General features: G+C 47.8%; 14 protein-coding genes. 9 read left to right on the forward strand and 5 right to left on the reverse strand.

Annotated elements, in window-relative coordinates; genetic code table 11:
- Window positions 1-5 precede the first annotated feature (5 nt).
- Window positions 6-1,499, reverse strand: a complete 1,494-nt coding sequence (locus LZZ85_RS19735) for a hypothetical protein (RefSeq protein ID WP_237875080.1) — start codon at window positions 1,497-1,499, stop codon at window positions 6-8.
- 381 nt (window positions 1,500-1,880) lie between these two features.
- Between LZZ85_RS19735 and rbsK the strand changes: the two genes are divergently transcribed.
- The 6 genes from rbsK to LZZ85_RS19765 all read left to right on the forward strand — a co-directional run bounded on the left by rbsK (window position 1,881) and on the right by LZZ85_RS19765 (window position 12,428).
- Window positions 1,881-2,807, forward strand: coding sequence for a ribokinase (gene rbsK / locus LZZ85_RS19740; protein WP_237875081.1), 927 nt, complete (start codon window positions 1,881-1,883; stop codon window positions 2,805-2,807).
- A 31-nt stretch (window positions 2,808-2,838) separates the two neighbouring features.
- A complete protein-coding gene (locus LZZ85_RS19745) occupies window positions 2,839-3,840 on the forward strand; it encodes a GRP family sugar transporter (RefSeq protein ID WP_237875082.1) in 1,002 nt (333 codons plus the stop codon).
- Window positions 3,841-3,899: 59 nt separating this feature from the next.
- Window positions 3,900-6,854 (forward strand): SusC/RagA family TonB-linked outer membrane protein, encoded by a 2,955-nt coding sequence (locus LZZ85_RS19750; RefSeq protein ID WP_237875083.1) that lies wholly within the window; start codon window positions 3,900-3,902, stop codon window positions 6,852-6,854.
- Window positions 6,855-6,878: 24 nt separating this feature from the next.
- Entirely contained in the window at window positions 6,879-8,420 is a 1,542-nt protein-coding gene (locus tag LZZ85_RS19755; RefSeq protein WP_237875084.1) for a RagB/SusD family nutrient uptake outer membrane protein, read from the forward strand.
- 161 nt (window positions 8,421-8,581) lie between these two features.
- Window positions 8,582-10,126, forward strand: coding sequence for an ADP-ribosylglycohydrolase family protein (locus LZZ85_RS19760; RefSeq protein ID WP_237875085.1), 1,545 nt, complete (start codon window positions 8,582-8,584; stop codon window positions 10,124-10,126).
- 142 nt (window positions 10,127-10,268) lie between these two features.
- Window positions 10,269-12,428 carry a formylglycine-generating enzyme family protein gene (locus tag LZZ85_RS19765; RefSeq protein ID WP_237875086.1) on the forward strand — a complete coding sequence of 720 codons (2,160 nt, stop codon included), beginning with the start codon at window positions 10,269-10,271 and terminating at the stop codon, window positions 12,426-12,428.
- Window positions 12,429-12,544: 116 nt separating this feature from the next.
- Here the strand turns inward: LZZ85_RS19765 and LZZ85_RS19770 are convergent, their stop codons facing one another.
- Window positions 12,545-14,002 carry an aminopeptidase P N-terminal domain-containing protein gene (locus LZZ85_RS19770; protein ID WP_237875087.1) on the reverse strand — a complete coding sequence of 486 codons (1,458 nt, stop codon included), beginning with the start codon at window positions 14,000-14,002 and terminating at the stop codon, window positions 12,545-12,547.
- A gap of 318 nt (window positions 14,003-14,320) precedes the next feature.
- On the opposite strand from LZZ85_RS19770, the gene LZZ85_RS19775 reads away from it, so the two are divergent.
- The 3 genes from LZZ85_RS19775 (at window position 14,321) to LZZ85_RS19785 (ending at window position 18,824) form a co-directional block, all read left to right on the forward strand.
- Entirely contained in the window at window positions 14,321-16,714 is a 2,394-nt protein-coding gene (locus tag LZZ85_RS19775; protein ID WP_237875088.1) for a T9SS type A sorting domain-containing protein, read from the forward strand.
- Window positions 16,715-16,929: 215 nt separating this feature from the next.
- A complete protein-coding gene (locus LZZ85_RS19780) occupies window positions 16,930-18,108 on the forward strand; it encodes a serine hydrolase domain-containing protein (protein ID WP_237875089.1) in 1,179 nt (392 codons plus the stop codon).
- Between the two features lie 152 nt (window positions 18,109-18,260).
- Window positions 18,261-18,824: a dihydrofolate reductase family protein gene (locus LZZ85_RS19785; RefSeq protein ID WP_237875090.1), complete on the forward strand. Its 564-nt coding sequence runs from the start codon at window positions 18,261-18,263 to the stop codon at window positions 18,822-18,824.
- Between the two features lie 264 nt (window positions 18,825-19,088).
- Here LZZ85_RS19785 and LZZ85_RS19790 read toward each other — a convergent pair whose 3' ends face one another.
- The 3 genes from LZZ85_RS19790 to LZZ85_RS19800 form a co-directional block, all read right to left on the reverse strand.
- On the reverse strand, window positions 19,089-20,276 hold the full coding sequence (locus LZZ85_RS19790) for an acetyl-CoA C-acyltransferase (protein ID WP_237875091.1): 1,188 nt from the start codon (window positions 20,274-20,276) through the stop codon (window positions 19,089-19,091).
- Window positions 20,277-20,566: 290 nt separating this feature from the next.
- Entirely contained in the window at window positions 20,567-22,129 is a 1,563-nt protein-coding gene (hutH, locus tag LZZ85_RS19795; RefSeq protein ID WP_237875092.1) for a histidine ammonia-lyase, read from the reverse strand.
- 216 nt (window positions 22,130-22,345) lie between these two features.
- Window positions 22,346-24,913, reverse strand: coding sequence for a S9 family peptidase (locus LZZ85_RS19800; protein ID WP_237875093.1), 2,568 nt, complete (start codon window positions 24,911-24,913; stop codon window positions 22,346-22,348).
- Window positions 24,914-25,068: the final 155 nt, after the last annotated feature.

Consider the following 25,068-nt stretch of genomic DNA (forward strand, 5'->3'; position numbering starts at 1 on the left):
AAACCTCACTTGAACTTTCCCACCGCCCACTCTGCGAAATCAAAATACTTCATCAACTGATCTTCATACTTATCACTCCTGATCGTTTTGATCATCGGTTCCATCTTCGCCAGTAAAGATCTGTTCCTGGCACTCGTGTTATTATAAGGCTTCGCCTGGATCGTCTTCAACACCAATTTCTCACATTTCGTCAATGCACCCTGCTGTTTAAAATACCGCTGATACGAACGCATCTGGTATTGCAGGTATTCAAAATCCCTGATCTCATAATACAAGATCATGTTCAGCAGATTTGCCGCCTTGCCGATCATCTCCGACGCATTGCCCCTGTTATCAATAATGGCAGATTGAATGAACCGGTGTGCCTTCTTATACTGCTTCTTTCCAAAATGCGCCAGCGCACAATAAAAAAACAACTCCGTTTGTTTTTCGATATTCACGAGGTGATATGACTTCAACACGAGCGGATCGATCTTCTCCACATAATCGATCGCTGCTGTAAAATCGCCTTTTCCTGTCAATACAGACAACTCATAGATCGCAATGGTTTTCTGCACCAAATAACGAAAGTATTCAGGTGAAGAGCCCGTATTGATGCGTTGCAATTTGTCTATATAAAACGGTACCTGATCATACTTACGAACCATTCTTAACACATCCAGGATCCCATCCAATGCAGAATAATAATCCGTCGGCGGATGATCATGCAGATCCGGGTTTTGTTCAAACAACCGATTCAGTTCGTTGAAACTTTGCAATGCGGAACGATGATCTGCGATATCCGTAAAGTAAAATGACTGAAACAACAGGTGCAGCTTTCTCGATTCAAAACTGTTCTTCACTTTGCCCGTCACCAGACTGATCTCACTCAGCAAGAGATCATTCAGTTTTCTCTTGTCAGCGTCAGACACAACCTTCCCCATATGTATCAACCGATACTTCAGCAACTCATAAAGTGAATAGTGGCCTTCGATATTATGCACCATCCGCAGGATCTCCTTCGCCTTCATCTGCGTTTCCACCAGGTAATCATCCGTGATACCGGGAAAACGCTGATCTGAAAGCTGATTCAATTCAAGCCTGAAGGTGAGATACTGCATCAGGTGATGCTGCAGGGCAACAGATCGATCGCGCAGTTTCTTCAGCTCCTTATTCGCTGCTGCAGGCAATGAACGTTCCTGCAGGATCTTCACGCGCAGCAATCGGCGATAAAGATTGAACTCATTATCCTTTTCTGTTTTTGATTCGATCAAGCAATCCGTCACCACTTTGATCAGGTATTTCGACGTCGCTTCTATCGATGCATTGGGTTGCTTTTTCGCAAAAGCTGCCACCACCTGCTGCGTATCCGACTCACCGGAGTGGCTCTTTTCGATGATGTCGTACAGTGATAAATAGTCTTTGGAACCGGCCTGTTTCTGGGTGGTCATTCTGAAATGCCGTTTCTCAGACGGAGAAAGGGAATTCACCAGGCGGATGATCGTGGCACAATTGGTCATGGCAACCGGGAGTTAGGAAATTACGCAATCGTTCTGTTTATAAAAATCTGAACAACAAACATTTATCTACTCACATTTTCCACAACCACCCGTTCAGGATTCTATCTTTTTCTAAAAATAGGCTCTTTTCCGGTCAACACGGCCTTTATTTTTGGTTTGTCAGGGTAAGATTAGATGATCGGATAAGATTATCAATCGGCTGAGGTAAGGTTCCCGCAGATAACGCTGATCAAGGCATAGATACGCAGATCACCTCAAAATAGCAGACAGATATCTGCGGATCTGCGCATCCATCTGCGCAATCTGCGAGAACCTACGCCAATCAGAACCTGGCAGACACTAACGATTCGAAAACAAACTAACGCGCCAAAACGCTTGCATATGAAAACAAGGAAAATCATTGTCGTTGGCAGTACCAACATGGACATGGTTGTAAAGACCAGCCACATTCCCGCTCACGGAGAAACCGTTCTCGGCGGATCTTTCTTTATGAACCCCGGCGGTAAAGGCGCTAACCAGGCCGTTGCCGTGGCACGACTCGGCGGTGAAGTGATCTTTATTTCAAAAATGGGAAACGATGTTTTCGGTAAACAATCATTTCAATTGTTTGACGAAGAAGGCATCGATACACGTTACATTCTTTCTGATGATGAACTTCCTTCCGGTGTAGCGCTCATCACGGTCGACCAGGAAGGCGAGAACAGCATTGTGGTCGCACCCGGAGCAAACGCCTCCCTCCTGCCACCAGACATGGAAGCTGCATTGTCAGACATCAATTCATCCAGCATCATCCTGATGCAACTGGAGATTCCTTTGGAAACCGTTCTCTTCCTCGTTAAATACGCGAGTGAAAAAGACATCAAAGTCATCCTTAACCCTGCTCCCGCAACGGCATTACCAAGCGAACTGCTTACCCATGTAGACATCATCACGCCCAACCGTACGGAAGCATCCATGCTGTCCGGCATAGACGTAACAGATCTTGAGTCTGCCAAAGAAGCAGCGAGACTGATCCACGAAATGGGTGTAAAGAATGTGGTGATCACTATGGGCTCACTGGGCGCGGTGGTATTTGATGGGGAACAACATCACCTGATCCCCGCACACGCCGTGAAAACGGTAGACACCACCGCCGCAGGTGATTGCTTCAATGGAGCACTGGCTGTCTCTCTTTCCGAAGGAAAGGATCTGCTGGATGCAGTCCGATTTGCCTGCGAAGCTGCTGCTGTATGTGTAACACGTTTGGGGGCACAATCATCCATTCCGTATCGCAACGAATTGATCGCACGGAAACTGATCACTGAATAACGCTATCATCCTTCATCCAAAACCGCTTGCCATGTTTATCGTACAGGATTATTCATTAGCTATCGTCTGCTGCTTCATCACCATGTTATGCTGGGGCAGCTGGGCCAATACCCAAAAATTAGTGACGGGTAAATGGCGCTTCGAATTATTTTACTGGGATTATGTGATCGGCATTCTTGTTTTCTCCATCGTTGCCGCACTTACTTTAGGAAGCTGGGGAAGTTCAGGCCGTTCTTTCCTGGATGATCTTGCACAGGCAAGTTCATCTAACATTGGGAGCGCCTTCCTCGGCGGCATCATCTTCAATCTTGCAAACATCCTTCTTACCGCCGCTATTGCCATTGCAGGAATGTCGGTCGCATTCCCAGTTGGCATCGGTATTGCGCTGGTGCTTGGTGTGATCATCAATTACCTTGGTGTAGCGAAAGGTGATCCCGCATTATTGTTTGGCGGAGTGGGACTGGTTATGCTCGCCATTATACTTAATGCTGTTGCTTACAAGAAAGCAGCAGGCAGCACGTCAAAAGCAACGACCAAAGGAATTCTGTTATCGATCACTGCAGGTGTGCTGATGTCATTCTTCTATCGCTTTATCGCGGTCGCAATGGACCTGAACAACTTCGTCAACCCGGAGCCGCTTAAGATGACGCCCTATACTGCGTTCGTGGTGTTTGCAGTCGGCATCTTCGCCAGCAACTTCATCTTCAATACAGTGATGATGAAGAAACCGCTGGAAGGCTCACCCGTCTCCTATAAAGATTACTTCAGCGGAAAGTTTCCCCTTCACCTCGTCGGTATTCTTGGTGGCGCGATCTGGGGCACCGGCAACCTGCTTAATCTGCTTGCCGCAGGAAAAGCTGGTCCGGCAGTGTCATACGGTCTCGGCCAGGGTGCCACGCTGGTTGCCGCCATCTGGGGCGTTCTTGTCTGGAAAGAATTCCGTCACGCCAAAGGGAAAGTGACGGGCCTGCTTCTCGGCATGTTCGCCTGCTTTATTGTTGGCCTTATCCTCATCATCGTATCCGGTGCCTGATCGCATCGCGATGCCATTCATCCTGCATTAAATTCTTCATCATTTTAAAACGATTGCTTATGACCCCTCCAATGACAAGACTGCTCTCCGCGTTGCGGGTGACAGTTCTTTTCGCCAGCCTGCTGCTGATCATGCCATTGTTCAGCCATGCACAAACCGCTGGAACGGCTTCCGGCGTGGTCACCAATGAAAAAGGTGAACCACTGACCGATGTAACAGTGAAAAATAAAGAAACAGGTTTGGCTACGAGCACTGACGCGAAAGGCCATTACAAACTTGCCGCCAAAACCGGCGAGACGATCGTATTCACCGCTGTTGGCTTCGAAGCAAAAGAATCAGCTTTCACGGGGCAAGCCAGCCTTGATATCCAAATGATCCTTTCTTTCAGCAAGCTGGAAGAAGTAGTCGTGGTTGGTTATGGTACTGCCACGAAGAAAGAAGTAACAAGCGCCATCACCACATTAAAGCCTGCCGATTTCAACAAAGGAAATATCGGCAACCCTGTTGGTTTATTACAGGGACGTGTGGCAGGCCTGAACATCTCCCGCCCTGCCGGTGGTGATGTGAACGGCGGTTTTGATATACAACTCCGCGGTCTGACAACTTTATCCGGCGGACAGGGGCCACTGTTCGTGATCGATGGTATTCTTGGAGGAGACCTGAACAGTGTGAACGTGGATGAGATTGAATCGATCGATGTATTAAAAGACGGTTCTGCTGCTGCGATCTATGGAACACGCGGCACCAATGGCGTGATCATCATTACCACGAAAAGAGGTAAAGCGGGTCAGCATGGCATCGAATTCTCTTCTTATGTATCTGTACAAAAAGTAGCGAAGAAACTCCGCAACCTTAACGCTGAGGAATTCCGCGGAGCCATCGAGCAGGTTTATCCCGGCCGTTTAAGCGAGTTTGATTTCAAAGCAAATACGGATTGGTTTGAAGAGATCACGCAGACGCCGATCGATCATTATTATGATCTCGCGATGACCGGCGGCACAGAACATTTCAACTATCGAGCAGCAGTGAACTATCGCGGTGCACAAGGTATCGTGAAAGACAATGCCAACAAGCGCCTGCAGGGGAAAGTAACGATGACGCAGAAAGAATTCAACAACAAACTAACCATCAATTATAACCTGATGTATGCAGAAACTGATCGTGACTTTACCGACCAGGAGATCATGCAACAGGCATTCCGTCGTAATCCGACAGAACCGGTATACGATCCAACGAATACACTGGCGGGTGGATATTATCGGAACACAGGGCCATTCCAGTATTATAACCCGGTAGCGATGCTGGCGGAAGAAGTGGATCACGGTAAACAGAAAACATTTACCGGAAGCGCGAAACTCACGTATGCGCTGATCAAAGGATGGAATGTATCAGCATTCGGATCATTGATCAGGGATCAGTTCAAGAATACAAAATACCAATCGCGCTACTACCCGATCGGGATTGGTAATAATGGTACAGCGATCATCAACACCGGAGAAAACGATAACAAACTGCTTGAAATAAGCACCGATTACCGCAAACGTTTCGGCAAACATGATATCCAGGCGATCGCCGGTTATTCATACCAGCATGGCGAGAACGAAACCTTTGGCGCAACCAACAGCAACTACGACGTGGATCTTTACCAGTTCAACAATATCGGAGCCGGCGGCGCATTGCCACTGGGCCAGGCGTTGATGTCGAGCTATAAAGAATCCAACACACTGATCGCCTTCTTCGGAAGGGTTATTTACAACCTGAATGATAAATATCTTGCACAGGTTTCCCTGCGTCATGAAGGATCTTCCAGGTTTGGTGCAAATCACAAATGGGGTAATTTCCCTGCGGTGAGCCTTGGCTGGAGAATGAGCAATGAAGCATTCCTGCAAAATGTACCCTGGCTTTCGGATCTGAAACTGCGTGCGGGCTTTGGTGTAACGGGTAACCAGGATATCGGTAACTATCGCGCCCTGCAACTGCTTGCGGTTGGTGGACGTGTATTATACAATGGAAACTGGATCAATACCTACCCTCCTGCAAGCAACCCCAACCCTGACCTGCGTTGGGAAAAGAAAGAAGAGCTGAACCTGGGTACTGACTTCGGCTTGTTCAACGGAAGAGTCTCCGGTAGCATCGATTACTATATCCGAAATACAAAAGATCTGCTGTGGACATACGCCGTACCTGTTCCGCCAAATTTGTACAATTCCCTTTATACAAACGTAGGAACGATCCGCAACAGTGGTATCGAGGTTACGCTGAGCGCTACACCTATTAAAACAGCCAACCTGACCTGGAACTCCACGTTCCTGTTCAGCCGTAACAGGAACAAAGTTGTATCGTTCTCTAATAACGATGCAGGATTTAAACTCACTGATCTGAAACAGGGTTATATCGGTGCAGACGTGCAAACATGGACACACCAGGTACTCGAGGGACAACCTGTCGGCAACTTCACTACGCTGATCTTCGAAGGTATCGATGCAAACGGATTCCCGATCTATACTGACACAGATAAGAATGGTGTGATCAATGAAAACGATCGCCAGGTGGCCGGCAATGCTTACCCTAAATTCCAGCTTTCATTTGCCAACAATATTTTCTATAAGAAATTCGATCTCTCCTTTAACCTGAGAGGGTCTTTCGGAAATGATGTGCTGAATATCCACCGCCTTTACTATGAGAACTTCGGTTATCTCGGCGGCAAGAACATCTTGTTAAGTGCACTGGATTATCCGGGTTATAAAGGAAAAGCAGAATACTCTTCCCGCTTTATCGAAGATGGTTCTTATGTAAAACTCGATAATATCTCAATCGGATACACTACCTCGTTCAGCGAAGGTGTCGTGAAAAAACTGAGAGTGTACGCTACTGCTCAGCAGTTGTTCACCATCACCAAATACAAAGGTGTTGATCCTGAACTGAGCCTCGCCGGTCTGTCACCGGGTATCGATGCTTACAACTATTATCCAAGAACACGCACGTTCACACTAGGCCTGAATGTATCATTCTGAAACTAACAATGAAAAAGCTTCTATATGAAAAAAATAATTATCAAATTCAGCTTGCTTCTGGCATTTGCCGCCGGCACCGCATCCTGTACAAAGTTGGATGAAGAAGTATTCTCTTCAATTCCTGCTGATGGCTTCTTCCGCAACGAAGCGGAAGTAATGACAAACGTGGGAAGGATCTATGCACAATTGAGAAAGATCACTAACCGATTCGGAGCAGGTAGTCTTGACCTCGTGGGCACAGACGAATGCATCATCCCGTTCCGAGAAACAAATCTCTGGTATGATAATGGTCTCTGGATCGCTCTTCACAAGCATGAATACAATCCAAACCTCCAGGTGATGAATGGTGGTTACAGTTTCTGCTTTGATGGTATCTCCATGGCCAACCAGATCCTGTTCCAATTGGCGGAATCTCCTGTTGATTTCCCAAGCAAACCTAAGATCATTGCGGAAGTGAAGATCGCGAGGGCATTCTTTTATTACCGCGCGCTTGACTGGTTTGGGAATGTGCCTATCTCTACAGATTTCAAAGACGTCACTATTCCAAAACAAAGCACACGTACAGAAGTCTGGGATTTTGTGGTGAAAGAGATCACGGACAATATCCAATTCCTGGATGATGCTCCAACAACGGCGAATTATGGCCGTACCTGTACAAAGGCAATGGCCAACATGATGCTCGCTAAACTGTACCTGAATGCGCCGAAATGGAAAGGAACTACCAAACTGGATGAGGCGATCGCAGCAACAGACGCCGTGATCAATACAAATGGGTACTCTCTTTCTTCAGATTACTTTTCCAATTTCACCGCAAACAATGGCGGTTCGAAAGAAAACATCTTTGTGGTTCCGTATGACAAGACCAAAACCCCGGGCAATATCCTGCAGATCCATTGCTGGACATTGCACACGTTGAGCCAGCAAACATTCGGACTGATCGCCTTCACCTGGGATGGTTATGCGACGCTGGAAGATTTCTACAGATCCTATGACGCAAACGATAAACGTATCAAGACCTGGATGGAAGGTCCGCAGTACAGTGCGTCCGGCGCTCCATTGATGTTGTCTGCCACCCGCCAGCTTAATTATCGCCCGCAGATCAAAGCGCTCTATAATACAACCAATCCCGCTTTGCTGGATGACGGTGTCCGTTTCAAAAAGTATGAATACGAAGCAGGCTTAAGAGATAATGAAAGCATGAGCAATGACTGGGTGGTATTCCGTTATGCAGATGCATTGATGATGAAAGCAGAAGCGATCATGCGTAAGAATGGAAACGTAGCCAACCAGGCAGCAGTGGACCTGGTGAACCAGGTTCGTTTCCGTGCATTCGGTGATCATGCGCATGATTTCACCACTGCAACACTTACTATGGATGCATTGCTGGCAGAACGGGGAAGAGAGTTTGCCTGGGAGTATCATCGCCGCCAGGACCTGATCCGTTTCAATAAATGGAATGAAGCATGGTTTGAAAAACCAGCGGGAAATGTGAACCATGAATTGTATCCGCTGCCGACACAGGCACTGAACGTTAATCCAAATCTGAAACAAAATACAGGTTACTAAATTTCATTAATTGATATCCAGGGGAGGAACGCAGCGGACGCAGCGATACGCGGCGAGCGCAACGAAATAGAATGTATTCCGGGCTTTATCGCCGCGTCCGCTGCGTTCCTCTTACGCCATCTCATACATCGGGCTACTTCATTAATTCATAAATCAATATCATGATCAAACATATTCTTTCAGCAGCATGCATCAGTCTCGTTATATCCGCCTGCGCTCAAAAATCAGGATCAAATTCAGGGTCCGGCAATCTTCGCTTAAGCAAAGATGCCCTGCAGGATAAGATCCGCGGTGGCTGGGCCGGGCAAACCATCGGCGTGACATTCGGCGGGCCCTATGAATTCAGGTACAACGGCACGTTCATCCAGGAGAACCAGCCACTGGTCTGGTATGACGGATACCTGAAGAAAACAATGACGGACATTCCCGGCCTGTATGATGACATCTATATGGACCTGACATTTGTTGACATCCTGGAACGTGTAGGCTTCGACGCCCCTATTGATTCCTTTGCCAATTCATTCGCCCGCGCCGGGTACGATCTCTGGTTTGCCAACCAGGCTGCGCGGTACAACATCCTGCAAGGGATCAAAGCACCGGCATCCGGTGAACCCAAACATAACTTGCAGGCAGATGCGATCGATTACCAGATCGAAGCGGATTATTCCGGACTGATGAATCCCGGCATGCCCAACTCAGCGTCTACCATAAATGATAAGATCGGCCATATCATGAACTATGGCGACGGATGGTATGGTGGTGTCTACGTTGGAGCCATGTACAGCATTGCCTTCACCTCAAATGATGTTGCATTTGTAGTAAAGGAAGCATTGAAAACGATCCCTGCACAAAGTGAATTCCATCAGTGCATCAGCGATGTGATCAAATGGCATAAGCAATATCCCGACTGGCACTCTACTTGGTTTGAATTGCAGAAGAAATGGGCGAATGATATGATCACTCCGCAAGGTGTTTTCGTTCCGTTCAATATAGACGCAAAGATCAACGCTGCCTATGTTGTAATGGGTTTGCTGTACGGCAATGGTGATTTCTCCAAAACACTGGACATTTCTACAAGAGCAGGCCAGGACGCTGATTGCAACCCATCCACAGCAGGCGGTGTACTCGGAACCATTCTCGGATACAACAAGATCCCGGCATACTGGAAGCAGGGACTGAAAGAGATTGAAGACATCAATTTCAGTTATACGACGATCTCGCTCAATAAAGTGTATGAGCTAAGCTTCAAACATGCGTTGGAGATGATCAAACGAAACGGTGGAACGGTAGAAGAGAATTCAGTGGTGATCAAAACACAGGCACCGGCGGCGGTTCGTTATGAAAAGAGCTTCCCTGAGGTGTATCCTCAATCAAAAGTTTCCGTTCGCAATACAGAACTGAATGGCTTTTCATTTGAATTTGAAGGAACGGGGTTTGCATTGCTGGGCCGCGTCAGTAAAAAACAGAAAGACGGAAAGGACACGGAGTTCACAGGTGAACTTTATATAGATGGGCAGAAAGTGGAAACTGCGCAATTACCAACGGCTTTTCATTCGCGCAGGCATGAATTGTTCTGGAACCTTGGGCTGTCTTCTGGAAAGCATACGGTGAAAGTGGTGATCACGAATCCTGATGCGGCTTATGATCTTAAGGCAGATGAGTACGTGATCTACGGTAATAAACCGGCGGTTGTAAAACTACCATAAGAAATACATTTACCACGTCTGGCGTTGAAGTATCGCAAAGGGCGCAAAGGACCGCAACGGGCGCAAAGAAAACCTTAGCGTGCTTAGCGGCCCTCTGCGCCCTTTGCGATACTTACTTCCCTATTTAAAATCTCTCCCAATCATGAAAAAATCTCTCCTCCTGCTGATAGCCGCCCTACAGGTAAGCACTATCAGCTTTTCCCAAATGGGCCCACGCAAGCCCAACCCTCAGTTAGCCTCTCAACCCACTCAGGGCCAGCTAAGAGAACTCTTCGCCGGACCTGCAGGCAACCATCAATCATGGCTCGACAGCATGAAAAGCTGGCGTACGAAACTCCGTGACACACTTCAATTCAATACAAACGAGTACACAAGAAAAGAACTGGCCTGGACAAGAGATATCTACACCTATGCACAGGTAATGGCCCATGACCGTTATCTCTATGATCCTTCAACAAGAAAGTATACCGTTGATCGTTTTCTCAATGATGTCAACAAACGTTATGGCGGGTTGGATGCCGTATTGATCTGGCCCACCTATCCGAACATCGGGATCGATCACCGCAATCAGATGGACTATCTCGCCGATATGCCTGGCGGATACAAAGGCGTCAAACAATTGATCGATGCCTTTCACAAAAAGAATGTCCGTGTATTTTTCCCTATCATGATCTGGGATCATGGCACAAGAAAACTCGCCTACTCTATGGCAGTGGAACTCACCAAAGCCATGAAACAACTCGGTGCAGATGGTTTAAATGGTGACACCATGCCCGGTGTAACGGAAGATTACAAAACCGTATACGATAGTCTTGGTTACGCGCTCGCATTGCAACCGGAACTCAGCCTTCAAACATTGAAGATGGCCGAATGGAACACCATGAGCTGGGGTTATTTCTGGAACTACGAACAGAAGCCCGGCGTCAGTGTTTACAAATGGCTGGAACCAATGCACCAGGTCCATATCACCAACCGCTGGGCGACAGACAAAACAGATGATCTGCAATACGCGTTCTTCAATGGGGTTGGTTATAATGCCTGGGAAAACATCTGGGGTATCTGGAACCAGGTTTCACCAAGACATGGAGAAATGATCAGACGGATCAGAACGATCTATCAGCAATTCCCCGGACAATGGAGTAGCGCCGGCTGGACGCCTCATGTTCCCTTATCATATAAGCACGTGTATGCATCCCTGTTCCCCGGAGAAAAACAATCTGTGTACACTTTTGTAAACCGTGATACCGTCAATGATTTCAGCGGGGAGATCCTGAAGCTGCCTGTGGAAGCAAACACGGCTTATTACGATATCTGGAATGGGAAACAACTTTTACCAAAACACAAAGATGGCTCCGTGATCATAGAACTGTCGATCGAGCAGAGAGGATTTGGTGCAGTTGTCGTGATCAGATCCGGACAGGAAACGGCCTCTTTCAAAAAGTTTCTTCAAACCATGAAGAAACTTTCTGCCCAACCATTGAAAGCGTACTCCGCAGTATGGAAAGCAATTCCGCAACATCAGTTTACTCTTCAGCCCACAAAGCGGGCAAGCTCCACTCCTGCCGGCATGATCGAGATCCCTGCTATGAAAGATTATACATTTGAATCAATCGGTGTAATGATAGAAGGAAAAGAACTGCCCACCGGCTTGGGGATCCAGCATCCGTGGGAGCAGCATGCTTCACATACGCAAAAACATGTGATGAATATCCCTTCTTTCTATATAGATAAATATCCTGTTACCAATGAGGAGTTCAAACAATTCATCGATGTCACGAAATATCATCCTGCGGATGATCATAATTTTTTAAAGTACTGGCAGAATGGGACCTATGCACCGGGAACCGGCAAACAACCTGTCACCTGGGTTTCCATTGAAGATGCCCGTGCTTATGCAAAATGGGCGGGCAAACGTTTGCCACATGAATGGGAATGGCAATATGCAGCGCAGGGTACTGATGGAAGGTTATATCCATGGGGAGCAGCGGACAGTACCAAACGTCCGGCAGTAGATAGCAGCAGGGATATCCGTATGCCTACAGATGTCGACGCATTTCCTGTTGGTGCAAGTCCGTTCGGAGTAATGGATCTTACTGGAAATGTCTGGCAATGGACAGATGAGTATGCGGATGAACATACACGCGCTGCAGTATTAAAAGGGGGAAGTTATTACCAGGCGAAAACATCAAGGTGGTATTTTCCGCAGGCATATGAACTCAATAAGTATGGGAAATATTTATTGTTGTCGCCGGGAATCGACAGAGCTGCAACAATCGGGTTTAGATGTGTGGCCGATAAATGACCAACCTGAACAGCAATATTTAATAATACAGCAAACCTGTAAAACGCAATCATCGATCTGCTACGTTGAGATTTACAGGTTTGCTGCATTAATTAACTTTACGTATTGTACCCACCTTACTTTACTGTATCCTTCGGATACTTCTGCAATATCCCTTCCTCTTTCATTAGTTTCTCTATCCCTTCAATATCCATCGGAATATAATCTGTAATGATCTCAGCACCTTTCTCTGTGACGATGATCATATCTTCCAAACGGATGTAGATCTTTTCTTCGGGTACGCGCAGTGCAGGTTCGATGGTAAAAACCATTCCGGCAACCAGCGGGCCGCCATCATATCCACCCACATCATGGGTTGCCATGCCAACCCAATGTCCGAGCATGCCCCGCGCACTTTCAGAAGACCGGACATAACTCTGCACGAATGATCTTGCCGCATTCTCATAGATCGGTTTGGAAAATTTGCTGCGTTTCAATAGTTGCTCCATTTCCGCTGCTGCAAGTTTTTTGATCTGTTGTGCTGTCAAACCGGCTTTGATGTTATAAAGTATAGCCTTATAACATCCGAGGTAAAAACCATACAACTCTCTTTGCCAGCTGTTGAATTTTCCATTCACGGGCATCATCCGCGTAACGTCGCTCATATAATAGCCGTAATCCGGCGCGTAATCCATCAGCAGGAAATCTCCGTCTTTCATCACTCTTTTACCTTCATGGTAGTGCGGATAAAAAGCATTCTCCGCACTTGCTATCAAAGAATAGTAAGCATCTCCCTGTGCGCCATTGCGATGATAGATATATTTTGCCATGCCGTCCAGCTCATATTCTGAAATACCTGGCACTGTAGAGCGCATTGCTTCCATCAGAGCAAGCGAAGATAGGCGCGTAGCTTTTTTGATCAGGGTAATTTCATCAGGGCTTTTGATCAGCCGCATCTTATCGATCGTTGGGCTGAGGTTCTTTATGTGCAAGGCCGGGAAACGGCTTTTGATCAGTTGGATGAACCTGCTCTCCCTCGAAGCCGTCAGATCCCATTGATCCGCCAGTGCATCTGCCGTAACGCGGATACCAAGATCACGACTTACGGCCAACCCTTCCGCCGGAGCAAACAGTGTATATGCTGTATCCTGGCTGCCGTTGGAGAAACGACCCAGCTGTTCCGCCAAAAGATCCGATGCATATACATTATCGATTCCACTCAACTTTTTGACCAGGTCAGCATCTTCGGCCGACAACATCTTTCCTTCACCTCTCTCCCTTCCTTCATTACGATGAGGAAGGTAAACAGATGCCGTACGGCTCGCACCATTCAACACCAGGTAGGCATGCGGCACTTCAATCCCGCACAGGTAATAAAATTCATTGGTCTGGCGAAACTTAACGTAGCCGGTCGGACTTGGAGCTCCCTGTATAACCGCAAACGCATTTCTTCCGATGGCATCATAGATCTTTGAGCGCCGCGCAGCAAATTCTTCAGGCGTGAAGTCACTGGTAAAAAGAGGAACATCCTGGGCAAAGACCCGGGTGGCCAGTAGCAAAGATGTTAGCACAATTGAACAACGGAAAATTCTCATGTTAGTATTGATTTTAAAGCATGAAGCTGATAAACGGAAGATAAGGATTATCTTTTTTTCTAACGTACCAATTCATTGTGCCGGACATAACACCTCCATACAAACATGCTTACAATGGTATCCGGGTTTACCCGTATGTAAAATACATTCAAAGAAACTGTTGCCGCTATTTTTTTAAGTGATTGACAATTATCAAGAAAAACTTTCTCATCTGCTATTGGCTATATCATTCATCTGATCTATTCTTGCGCCGCCGCAAGGTCAGTGTCATTCGAATACGCTATGATGCATGACATATGCGTTTAATTCAATATAACTATGAGAACCGAATCTGCATTGCAGGCATACCGCCTGCCTCGCCTTCTGTGCAACCTGCTCACAGGGGTGATTTTATTTTCCACCAGTCATACCGCATTCGCTCAGCTTGCCGCCTACCGCAGTGTCTTTGCCGGGACAGGAGTAAGTGGGTATTATGCCGGGGATAACAATGATGCCGCAACGGCGCAATTTTCTCAACCGAAGGCTGCAGCATTTGATGCTTCAGGCAACCTTCTTATTACGGACATTGGCAACAACGTGATCCGTAAGATCTCACCTGACAGAAAAGTCAGCGTGATCGCCGGCATTCCGCGGACCGTTGGAAGCATGACCCCATGGCCCTCAGGCGTTGCTACGAACGTCGCCATACCCACTGCAGGCGCCCATATCACTGTGGCAGGCAATGGCGCGATCTATTTTATGTCCAATGGATTTATGGTCGGCACAATATTTAACGGAAATATCTCTTATTTCACACCCGAGCACATGAACGCTGGCGCCGGATATTCCCTGTCACGCCATAATTGTATGAAAGCCCGTGGCAACTTTTTATATATGGGTCACCAGGGAACGATCTCTGTTATCGATCTCACTACCCGGAAACAGGTCCGGACGATCTCTGTAACTCCCGGGATAGAAACCATGTCGCTTGCCCTCGATGCAAACGGCAATATCTTTTGCCTTAACGCATACGGACAATTATCGCGGATCGATGGAACTACATTTGCCCAAACCACTATAAAAGCACAGAATTCAGACTCTGAATTATGGACGACCACCGGGGCGGATATGGCCATTGATGGTCAGGGTAACCTCTACCTCGCCACTGATTTCAGTTACATCATCACCTACACTGCCGGAACCTATGTTAAAGGAAAGATCCAGGGAGATGGCAAATACGCAGGTGTGGCAATTGATGCTAACGGAACTGTGTACATGCCTGATCGTAGCCTGAACAAGATCACACGTGTACAGTATCTCGATGAGAATACCCGGCTGTCAGGACTTGGTATCAGCGCAGGAACGCTGTTTCCATCATTCAGTATTTACAGCACCAATTACACCGTATCGGTACCAAACAATGTTGATAAGATCAACATTACGCCAACCATTGAAGCCAGTACCACCACTGCGCAGGTCAGGGTCAACGGCGGTGCTTATACAGCTTTGGCCAGCGGCGCAACTTCTGCTGACATGAATCTGAACGTTGGCTCGAATACCATCAATATATTATTGCAACCGCAGCACCCTACCAATACCAGAACAATGACGATCACGGTTACCCGACTGGGGGTACCACCGTCAACGCCGGACAATTTCGTTGTTACTCCTGCTACAAACAGCGTGAGGCTTAGCTGGGATGCTGCACCCGGCGCCACCAGGTATAACGTGTATCGATCCACCAGCCCAACAGGCTTTTTCTCGCTACTGACCGGCACACCGATCACCACACTTACCTATAGCAATACTATCGCGGTAGGAACTCCTTTCTATTACTATGTTGTGGCGCTGGAATCCACCGGCGCGGAAAGCCCGAGAACAGCCGTTACGGAAGGAAGAGCAAACACCCCTCCTGTCGTTACCGGCCTGGCTACATCCGGCAATGCCTGGGAAGGTGCTACGCTTTCCGCAGACTATACATATACAGATGTTGATGGCGGCACGAACAGCAGTACTTATCTCTGGTACCGCTACCCACAGGCAACGGGCACCACCGGAAGAATCATTATCCCGGGAGCAACAGCCCGGACGTACACACTTGCCGCCGCGGACGTGGGGAAATATGTATCTGTCAGGATCGTACCCAATGATGGAATCACCACGAGCACAGCTATCGAAAGCGCAAGAGTTCTGGTGTCTGCCGGTACGCTTCCCGTCAAACTCGTATCCTTCCAGTCTAAAGTGGTGAACAAAGCCGTTCAGCTGGACTGGAAAACAGCGACTGAGATCAATAGCCACTACTTCGCTATTGAACGCAGCAACGATACCCGCAGCTGGGAAACCATCGGACGTGTCAATGCCGCCGGAGACAGCTACACACCACTTAGCTATTCTTTTACTGATAGAACGCCGTTGAACGGTCACAGTTTCTACCGGCTGAAAACAGTTGACCGTGATGCTACTTTTGAAACAAGCGCAACACTACAGGTAGATCTCTCCGCTTCTGTGTCTGCCATCAGCGTATATCCTATCCCTGCCATCAACACCATCACGGTGAAAGGCGGCGACCGCACACGTGAGCAGGCATTCAGTATCACAGACGCTGAAGGAAAAATAGTTCGCAGAGGATTGCTGACACAGTCTGTTCAGGATATCGATATCCAGGAATTAAAGAAGGGAATCTACTTTCTGAAAATAGAGCAGCAGAATGCAGTCAGGTTCATTAAACAATAAAAGTCCCCTTTATAAATAATATGGCAATGCGGATCCGGAAGGGTCCGCATTGTTGTTTGTGACCGGGTGAGGCAACGGATCAAATTCAAGACTCGATACCGTTCATCCGGGAGCCACCGGTTTGCCCGGCATCGTCTCCGGCAAAAAAAATCTGCCATCGCCGATGACCTTTTCCTTTTCCGACCGATAACAGTTCATACAAACAATCAACCAGTATGAAAAAGATACTTTTTCTCGCACTTCCCGCCGCTCTTTTATTCTCCTGCAGCAAAAGTGGTGGTGATGACGGACCAAATCCCCCGGAACCTAACCCAGGGAAACAGCAGGATATTGCCGCTGTCGATTCAAAACTGACAGGCTTTCTAACAACCCACAATGTTCCCGGAGCAACGCTGGCGATCAGCAAGAACGGCAAGCTCGTGTATGTACAGGGTTATGGTTTTGCAGACCAGGCGACAAATACAAAGGTCACCACACAATCCAGGTTCCGCATTGCCAGCGTGTCAAAAACCTATACGGCCGTGGCCGTGTTGAAACTGGCGCAGGAAGGAAAGTTTTCCCTGGATGATAAAGTTTTCGGAGAAGGGAAGTTACTGGGAACAACTTACGGCACCGCTCCTTACAATACCAACCTTGGCAATATCACCGTACGTCAACTATTGAATAATACCAGTGGAGCCTGGGGTGCCGCTACGGGCGGAGATGTTATTGATCAAAATCCCGCGTATACCAATACCCAGCTGTTCAACTGGATCCTGAACACAAGGCCCAATCCGCAGACTCCCGGAGCTTTGTATGACTATTCCAACATCAACTTCTGGATCGCGGGCCGTATCATTGAAAAGTTCTCCGGCAAATCCTATGTCAATTATATCAGGGAAGATCTGATGGCACCACTCGGCATTACACAAACAGATATGGCAGGCAAAACAGCCGCTGACCGGAAAACCAATGAGGTGACCTATTACGGACAGGGCAATGACGCCCCGTATGTTTATAATATTGCATTCCCGCGGAGAGATGCTGACGGTGGACTGATCACTACAGCAACAGATCTTTTGAAATTCATATTGGCGATCGATGGGTTTACTACCAGGCCGGATATGATCAACGCAACTTCTGTTACAGCTTTGAGCACCGGCTCTCCGGTCTATGCCTCCTACGGTTTAGGCCTTGGGCTATGGTCTGCTCAAAATCTTTGGTACAACTACGGTAGCCTCCCGGGTACGCGTGCCGGCTTTATGCGCCACAACAATGGGATGGCGATTGCGCTGATCTTTAACTCGCGCGCTAACCCATCTGCGGAAACAGCATTTGTTCAGGGAATGCAGAACCTGATGCTGGATCTCATAAAAAATACTGACTATTCATGGCAGGATATTGATCAATTTTGAATTCGAATTGATGGGCGAGGATCGATGGCCGATGACCGATGGCCGATAGCCGATGGGACCATCCACCATCGGCCATCGGTCATCGGCCATCTGCCTGGTGGACAGTGGGATCATGGCATGAAAAATGAGCTGTTTTCGATAAACCTGTAACAATGCGAAAACTGATCGCCGCCATGAATATGACCCTCGACGGGTTCTGTGATCACACTGCCGGAATCGCCGACAAGGCAATACATCAGCATTATGCCGACCTGATCCAAAGTGCGGACACGATCATCTATGGAAGGATCACTTACCTGTTAATGGAAAATTACTGGCCCGACATCGTGAACAATCCTACGGGCGATCAGTCGACCGACAACTTTGCCAACGCCATGGATAAGATCAATAAACTGGTATTCTCACACACCCTGAAAAAGCTGCGATGGGATAATGCAAGAATAGCCACAAGAAGTATCAAAGAAGAAATTGAAGACCTGAAAAGCCAAACAGGTGGAGATATCCTAGTCGGCAGCCCGGGATTAATTGTCGGTGCAATGAATCTGCACCTGGTTGACGAACTCCAGCTCTCCATACACCCAACGATCGAAGGAAAAGGATTATCGCTATTCAAGAAAATAAAAGAGCAGATCAGCCTGAAGTTGTTAAGGACAAAAACCTTTGACAGCGGCATTGTAACTTTTTATTATCGGCCGGAGTACCCTGGTGTGAAGTAATGAGGGACGATGGCGGAGGGACGATGGCTGAGGGACGATGGCTGAGGGACGATGGCCGATGATCGATGGCCGATGGCCGATGATGGCCGATGGCCGATGATGGCCGATGGCCGATGATCGATGGCTGATGGCTGATGATCGATGGCTGATGATCGATGGCCGAAAATACAACGACCTGTTAGCCGCAGTAAACTATACCTGGTAGCAGCAAGTGCTTCACTCCCATGCTCCATCGGCCATCGGCCATCGATCATCGGCCATCGGCTATCGGCCATCGATCAATTCGATCACCATCGCCGAAGCACCGCCACCGCCGTTGCAGATGCCGGCGGCTCCGAGTTTCGCGTTTTTTGTTTTCAATACATTGATCAATGTTACAATGATCCTTGCTCCACTTGCACCTAATGGATGTCCAATTGCAACGGCACCTCCATGCACATTCACTTTAGCAGGATCAAGTTTCATGCGTCTTGTATTTTCAATTCCCACAACACTGAATGCTTCATTCAATTCAAAATATTCTATCTGTTCCATTTTCAAACCCGCTTTTTCCACAGCTTTTGGTACAGCCAGTGAAGGCGTGGTGGTGAACCATTCCGGAGCCTGCTCTGCGTCTGCATAGGACAGCACACGGGCGATAGGTTTCAAACCAAGTTCTTTTGCCTTTTCCCCGCTCATCAGTACCAATGCAGCTGCGCCATCATTCATAGTGGAAGCATTCGCGGCGGTAACGGTTCCGTCTTTTATAAATGCCGGGCTTAATGTTGGGATCTTGTCAAACTTTACATTATAAGGCTCCTCGTCTTTTTCGAACACTACAGGATCTCCCTTACGCTGTGGAATTTCAACGGGGATCACTTCGTTGGCAAACCAGCCATTCTCCCAGGCCGCCTGGCTGCGTTTATAGCTTTCGACCGCAAACGCGTCCTGTTCTTCGCGGCTGACACCACAGGTTGACGCGCACAACTCTGCCGCATTGCCCATTGCTTTGCCATCGTATACATCGGTCAGGCCATCTTTTGCAAGACCATCAAGCATTGAAACGTCTCCATACTTATTTCCCCAACGCATGGCTGGTGCATAGAATGGGACATTGCTCATGCTTTCCATTCCGCCGGCAACAACGATCTCTGCATCACCCAGCAAAATGCTTTGGGCAGCCAGCGCGATCGATTTCATTCCGCTTGCACAAACTTTATTAACGGTTGTACAGTTGACCAGATCAGGAAGACCTGCAAACTTAGCGGCCTGTCGCGCAGGAGCCTGACCAAGATTGGCCTGTAAAACCGAACCCATCAGAACGTCCTGAACCTGATCAGCCTGGATACCTGCCTTTGCAATCGCACCTTTGATCGCCGCAGCACCCAGCTGGGTAGCAGATAAAGCTTTCAATGAGCCGCCGAAACTGCCGATTGGCGTACGGACAGCCGAAACAATAACAACTTCCTTCATATGGTTATTTTCAATTGAGGGAGTAAAGATAACGATTGTTAGTGGAAAGGGAGGGGTGGGAAGGCTTGGGAGGTTTCAGAAGTTCCAGAGGTTTCGGAGGAGTATCGCCATCCTGCGTTTATAAGTTAAAGAGGTTTAGTACGGAATGGTTTTCCCCCTGTCCTTACGAAACTTCCTTCATTTTAATAAATAGCTGAATACGGTTTTCATCATCAGTAAACCTATGGAACCTTTGCAACCTATGAAACCTATGGAACTTCCCAAACCTTCCAAACCTTCCACCGCTCCTCTCAATAACCAAACGCCTCAAATCCCTGATTCAGTTCCACTTTCTTCCTCACCGCAAACTCATCCACCGCTTTCACGAATGAAAAGTCTTTGATCATTCCTGCCACGCGGTTGATATCATCCGCGAAGATCCGGTCCTCCTCTGCAAAGCTCACGTTATTACGCACAAGATCGTGGGCATATTCCAGGAGCGAAGAGCTTTTCATCGGTCTTCTGAACTCGATCGCCTGGCAGGCACTGAGCAGTTCGATTGCGAGTATGAATTCAAGATTATCCAGTACTTTGTTGGCCTTGCGTCCGCTGATACTTCCCATGCTCACATGATCTTCCTGTCCGAGTGAGGTCGGGATGCTGTCAGCACTCGCGGGAAAACACAGTGTTTTGTTTTCTGTGACCAATGCGGCGGTAGTGTATTGAGGGATCATGAACCCGCTGTTCAAACCCACATTGTTCATCAGCAACATCGGCAGCCCCCATTTGCCTTCCAGCAGAAGGTAGCAACGGCGGTCTGAAATGTTTCCTATTTCCGCACCGGCTATACAGGCATAATCGAGTGGCAATGCCATCGGTTGTCCATGAAAATTACCGCCACTGATCGTATCGTCTGCACCAAGGATGATCGGGTTATCGGTAACAGCATTCAATTCGATCTCTGTTAATTCTTTCAGGTGCAGCCATGCATTGCGGCTGGCACCGTGAACCTGCGGCATGCAGCGAAGCGAATAGGGATCCTGTACACGTCCGCAATCGATATGGCTTTGCATGATCTCTGAACCGTCGAGTAGCACACGCAGGCGTTGGGCGACCAGTTTGTTTCCCTGGTAACTGCGCAGTTCATGCAGGCGTTCGTCAAATGGCGCTTTGGTACCGGTCAGCGCTTCAAGGCTCATCGCGCCAATGATATCAGCGGCCTCCAGGCAATTATGCAAACGTTGGACAGCTTTCACTGCGAATGCCAGGATGAATTGCGTGCCGTTGATCAGGGCAAGACCTTCTTTTGGGCCAAGTGTGATCGATGAAATATTTTCCTGCTTGAATACGTCTGCTGTGGCAACTTTTTTTCCTTTGTAGAAACATTCGCCCAAACCGATCAGCGGTAAGAACAAATGCGAAAGCGGGGCCAGATCTCCTGAGGCACCAACACTGCCTTTCTCGGGAACAACAGGGATCACGTCGTTGTCGATATGCCAGATGATCCGTTCAAGTGTAGACAGTTGCACGCCACTATATCCCTGCGACAGCGATTGCACTTTTGTGATCAGCATGATCTTCGCTACTTCAACCGGGATCGGGTCCCCTACCCCGACACTATGACTTTGCAGGATCTTATATTGAAGCGTCGCTGTATCTTCTTCTGAAATGGGTGTATTGGCAAGGATACCGAACCCGGTATTTACCCCATAAACGGTTTTATTCGCCGCTACGATCTGTTTTACATGATCGTGGCTGGTGTTGATCTTTTGAATAGCTGTTTCATTCAGCCGCCCCTGAAGCTGGCCATTGGCAATGGCAATCGTTTTGGATACAGTGAGTTGATCTGTTCCGTAATTAAAAACTGAGTTCATAGGTGCAAAGCTAAGTTAAACGGGAAATGTTACGGCAATTGATGTCTATTTATAGACCGGCCTGGGCTTCTTTAATTTGACGGGCGCAGCAGTAACGCAATGAACGCAAAGAACCGCGAAGGGCGCAACGGATCCATCCAAATGGATTGATGCCGTTGCGCTCTCCGCGGTTCTTTGCGTCCACTGCGTTGCGAATACGCCTGTCGGTTCAAGTGATTACTCCTCGTCCGGTGCAGCTGCCCCAGCTCTCTTCTCGCCGCCCAGTTCCAGTTCACGATCCATCTCTTCGATGTTCACTGAATTTGGAACAGCGCCAAGCAGATGCTGCGCGAAGAAATCACACTGGCGCCAGAAGAAGTATTCTGTCATAGTGCCGTATCCGTGACGCTGACCCGGCAATAATACCAGCTCAAAGCGTTTGTTCGCCTTGATCAGAGCATTCACCATACGGATAGAGTTGGCAGGGTGCACGTTGTTATCGATATCACCGTGACTAAGCATCAGGTGTCCTTTCAGGTTCTTAGCCAGTTCAGGATTTCTTTCCACCGCATAAACGAAAGACGTGTCGCCTTTGTCGCTTACCTGCTCTCTTACACCGTGGTGTTTCTCACTCCACCAGCGATTATAGATATTGTTCTCGTGGTTACCCGCGCTGCTCACGGCCACTTTAAAGAAGTCTGGATAAACCAGCATTGCCGCAGTGCTCATAAAACCACCACCGCTATGTCCCTGGATCCCTACTTTTTCAACATCGATATACTTGTAGCGATAGCTAAGCTGCTCAATTGCTGCTTTTTTATCAGCCAGGCCATAATCCCGGAGGTTACCATAGCCAAAGTTATGATACCATTTGCTGCGGCTTGGGTGGCCACCGCGGTTACCGACAGTGATCACGATAAAGCCCATTTGTGCGAGACGGTCGATACGATCCATGCCTTTACCAAATGCTTTGTTTACGGCTTCGGTTTGAGGGCCGGGGTACACATACTCGATGATCGGGTATTTCTTTGTGCTGTCGAAATCAAATGGCTTGTACATCACACCATACAGGTCGGTATAACCATCTGCTGCTTTTACTTTGAAAGGTTCAGGGAATTTGTAACCTGCTTCAAACAGACCGCTCATGTCGGTTGTTTCCAGGGTCATCATTACTTTTCCCGTTACATCCTGCAATACGGAAACAGGTGCGGTATTAACGCGGGAAGAAGTATTTACGAAATAACGGTTGTTATCATCCACGTTGCCGGTGTTATCAAAGTTACCCGGGTTCAGCAGTTTCAGACCGGTACCGTCAAAGTTCACCCTGTACAGGTGAAGGTAGTAAGGATCTTCATTAGGTTCCCGGCCGTTTGCGGTAAAATAAAGCACCCGGTTCTTCTCATCGATGCCTTCAATGTCTTCGCAGTGGAATGCACCGCTGGTGATCTGATTTTTCAGCTTTCCATTTTCATCATAAAGATAAAAGTGAGCCCATCCATCAGCCTCGCTCCATTGGATAAGTTCTTTTCCTCCGTTGATCAGACCCACACGACGGCTTTCAACATATGTATTCAGTCTTTCTGCTACAATTGCACGGGCGGAATCACTGTTGATATCCACCACACAGAGATCGATCCTTTTCAGATCGCGGCTTGTACGGCTCAGGTAAAATTTATCATTTGTTCCCTGCCAAAAAGATGCGCGTCTTTCATCATCTCTTTCTTTCTGCAATGGCGGCGCACTCCATACAGCCATTTCCTGGTCTTTAAATGCAGCGATCTTTATCTTCTTGTTTGTTTTGTTCTGAAAATCGAAAAGATATAACTCGCGTTGCGGCGCTTCCTTCTCACCAGGCATCTGGTACTTGTACGTTTCCAATGTTGGTCTTGGTTCAGCCACATTATTGATGACCCAGAGATCTTTCACCAGGCGGTTATCAGTTCTTGTCAACGTGAAATAACGGCCGTCTTTTGACCAGAGCAGACCCACATTTTTACGTTTGTCTTTATTCTTTTCCTTGTCAACGTTTGTTTCGTTGCCAAATCCACCACCACCATAGCTGTAATCTTCCACACCATCTTTTGTGAGCGGAAATTCAACGATCGTACTGTCATCTTCTTTGATCAGCGCTTTGCTATAGTTTGCGCTGTCCATATAATAAAGGTTATTCTTACGGGAGAAGAATACAAACTTCTTATCCGGGGAGAAAGAAGCCCAGGTTGCAGGCGTTTTTGGCTTTTCGTAATCTTTCATTTCGGTGAGCACACCTGTGTTCAGGTTGTATTCGAAGAAGAAAGTTTTCTTTGATTTGCCACCGGGTGCAGGAGCGCCCGGACGACCAGCAGCACCACCACGGCCACCGCGGCCTGCAGCCGCACCGGCCTGTGTTTTCGAAGTATCTTTTTTCTCTTCATCAAGTGTGCTCAGGATCTCGAAGCGGATGCTGTTCTCATCAGCTGTGAACTTCAGGTTAGTGATCGGGAGATGTTGCCCGTCAAACGGATCTCTTACAATACGGGTGATCTCCGCAGCAAGTTTTACCGGATCGAACAACTGACGTTTGGAATTTTTAGCAGCATCTACGATATACCAGTTCTTTCCGTCACGGTTCTCGTATACATACCAAAAGCGGTCGCTGAGTTTCAGCCAGTGTGGATCCACGCTGGTGCTGAACAGCATCTTATTCACTTTGGTGGGAGAAAACCGGGCAGCCAGCGCATAGTTTGCTGTAGGCGTCGACTGCGAAAAAGCGGTAAAAGACATAGACAGGAACAATGCGAAGCCTGAGAGGCGACGATAAATCATAAGCCTTAACTGTTTTGGTTTGGTTGATAATTTCAAATATAGATAAATAAGAAAACTGTTTGGAATTTCATGGATAAACGGACCTAAACGTTTCGAATATTGGAACAGCTTAGTCGTTGAGCTGCCCCTGTTTAGACGGCAGAACTGTCGCAGGC

It is taken from the genome of Terrimonas ginsenosidimutans (assembly GCF_022012415.1).
GTDB classification, from domain to species: Bacteria; Bacteroidota; Bacteroidia; order Chitinophagales; family Chitinophagaceae; genus Terrimonas_A; species Terrimonas_A ginsenosidimutans.

Coding starts and splice junctions, on each gene's coding strand:
- LZZ85_RS19775 (WP_237875088.1), top strand. CDS start 14,321: ATGAGAACCGAATCTGCATTGCAGGCATACCGCCTGCCTCGCCTTCTG.
- LZZ85_RS19760 (WP_237875085.1), top strand. CDS start 8,582: ATGATCAAACATATTCTTTCAGCAGCATGCATCAGTCTCGTTATATCC.
- LZZ85_RS19755 (WP_237875084.1), top strand. CDS start 6,879: ATGAAAAAAATAATTATCAAATTCAGCTTGCTTCTGGCATTTGCCGCC.
- LZZ85_RS19770 (WP_237875087.1), bottom strand. CDS start 14,002: ATGAGAATTTTCCGTTGTTCAATTGTGCTAACATCTTTGCTACTGGCC.
- LZZ85_RS19790 (WP_237875091.1), bottom strand. CDS start 20,276: ATGAAGGAAGTTGTTATTGTTTCGGCTGTCCGTACGCCAATCGGCAGT.
- LZZ85_RS19735 (WP_237875080.1), bottom strand. CDS start 1,499: ATGACCAATTGTGCCACGATCATCCGCCTGGTGAATTCCCTTTCTCCG.
- LZZ85_RS19800 (WP_237875093.1), bottom strand. CDS start 24,913: ATGATTTATCGTCGCCTCTCAGGCTTCGCATTGTTCCTGTCTATGTCT.
- LZZ85_RS19780 (WP_237875089.1), top strand. CDS start 16,930: ATGAAAAAGATACTTTTTCTCGCACTTCCCGCCGCTCTTTTATTCTCC.
- LZZ85_RS19765 (WP_237875086.1), top strand. CDS start 10,269: ATGAAAAAATCTCTCCTCCTGCTGATAGCCGCCCTACAGGTAAGCACT.
- LZZ85_RS19750 (WP_237875083.1), top strand. CDS start 3,900: ATGACCCCTCCAATGACAAGACTGCTCTCCGCGTTGCGGGTGACAGTT.
- LZZ85_RS19745 (WP_237875082.1), top strand. CDS start 2,839: ATGTTTATCGTACAGGATTATTCATTAGCTATCGTCTGCTGCTTCATC.
- hutH (WP_237875092.1), bottom strand. CDS start 22,129: ATGAACTCAGTTTTTAATTACGGAACAGATCAACTCACTGTATCCAAA.
- LZZ85_RS19785 (WP_237875090.1), top strand. CDS start 18,261: ATGCGAAAACTGATCGCCGCCATGAATATGACCCTCGACGGGTTCTGT.
- rbsK (WP_237875081.1), top strand. CDS start 1,881: ATGAAAACAAGGAAAATCATTGTCGTTGGCAGTACCAACATGGACATG.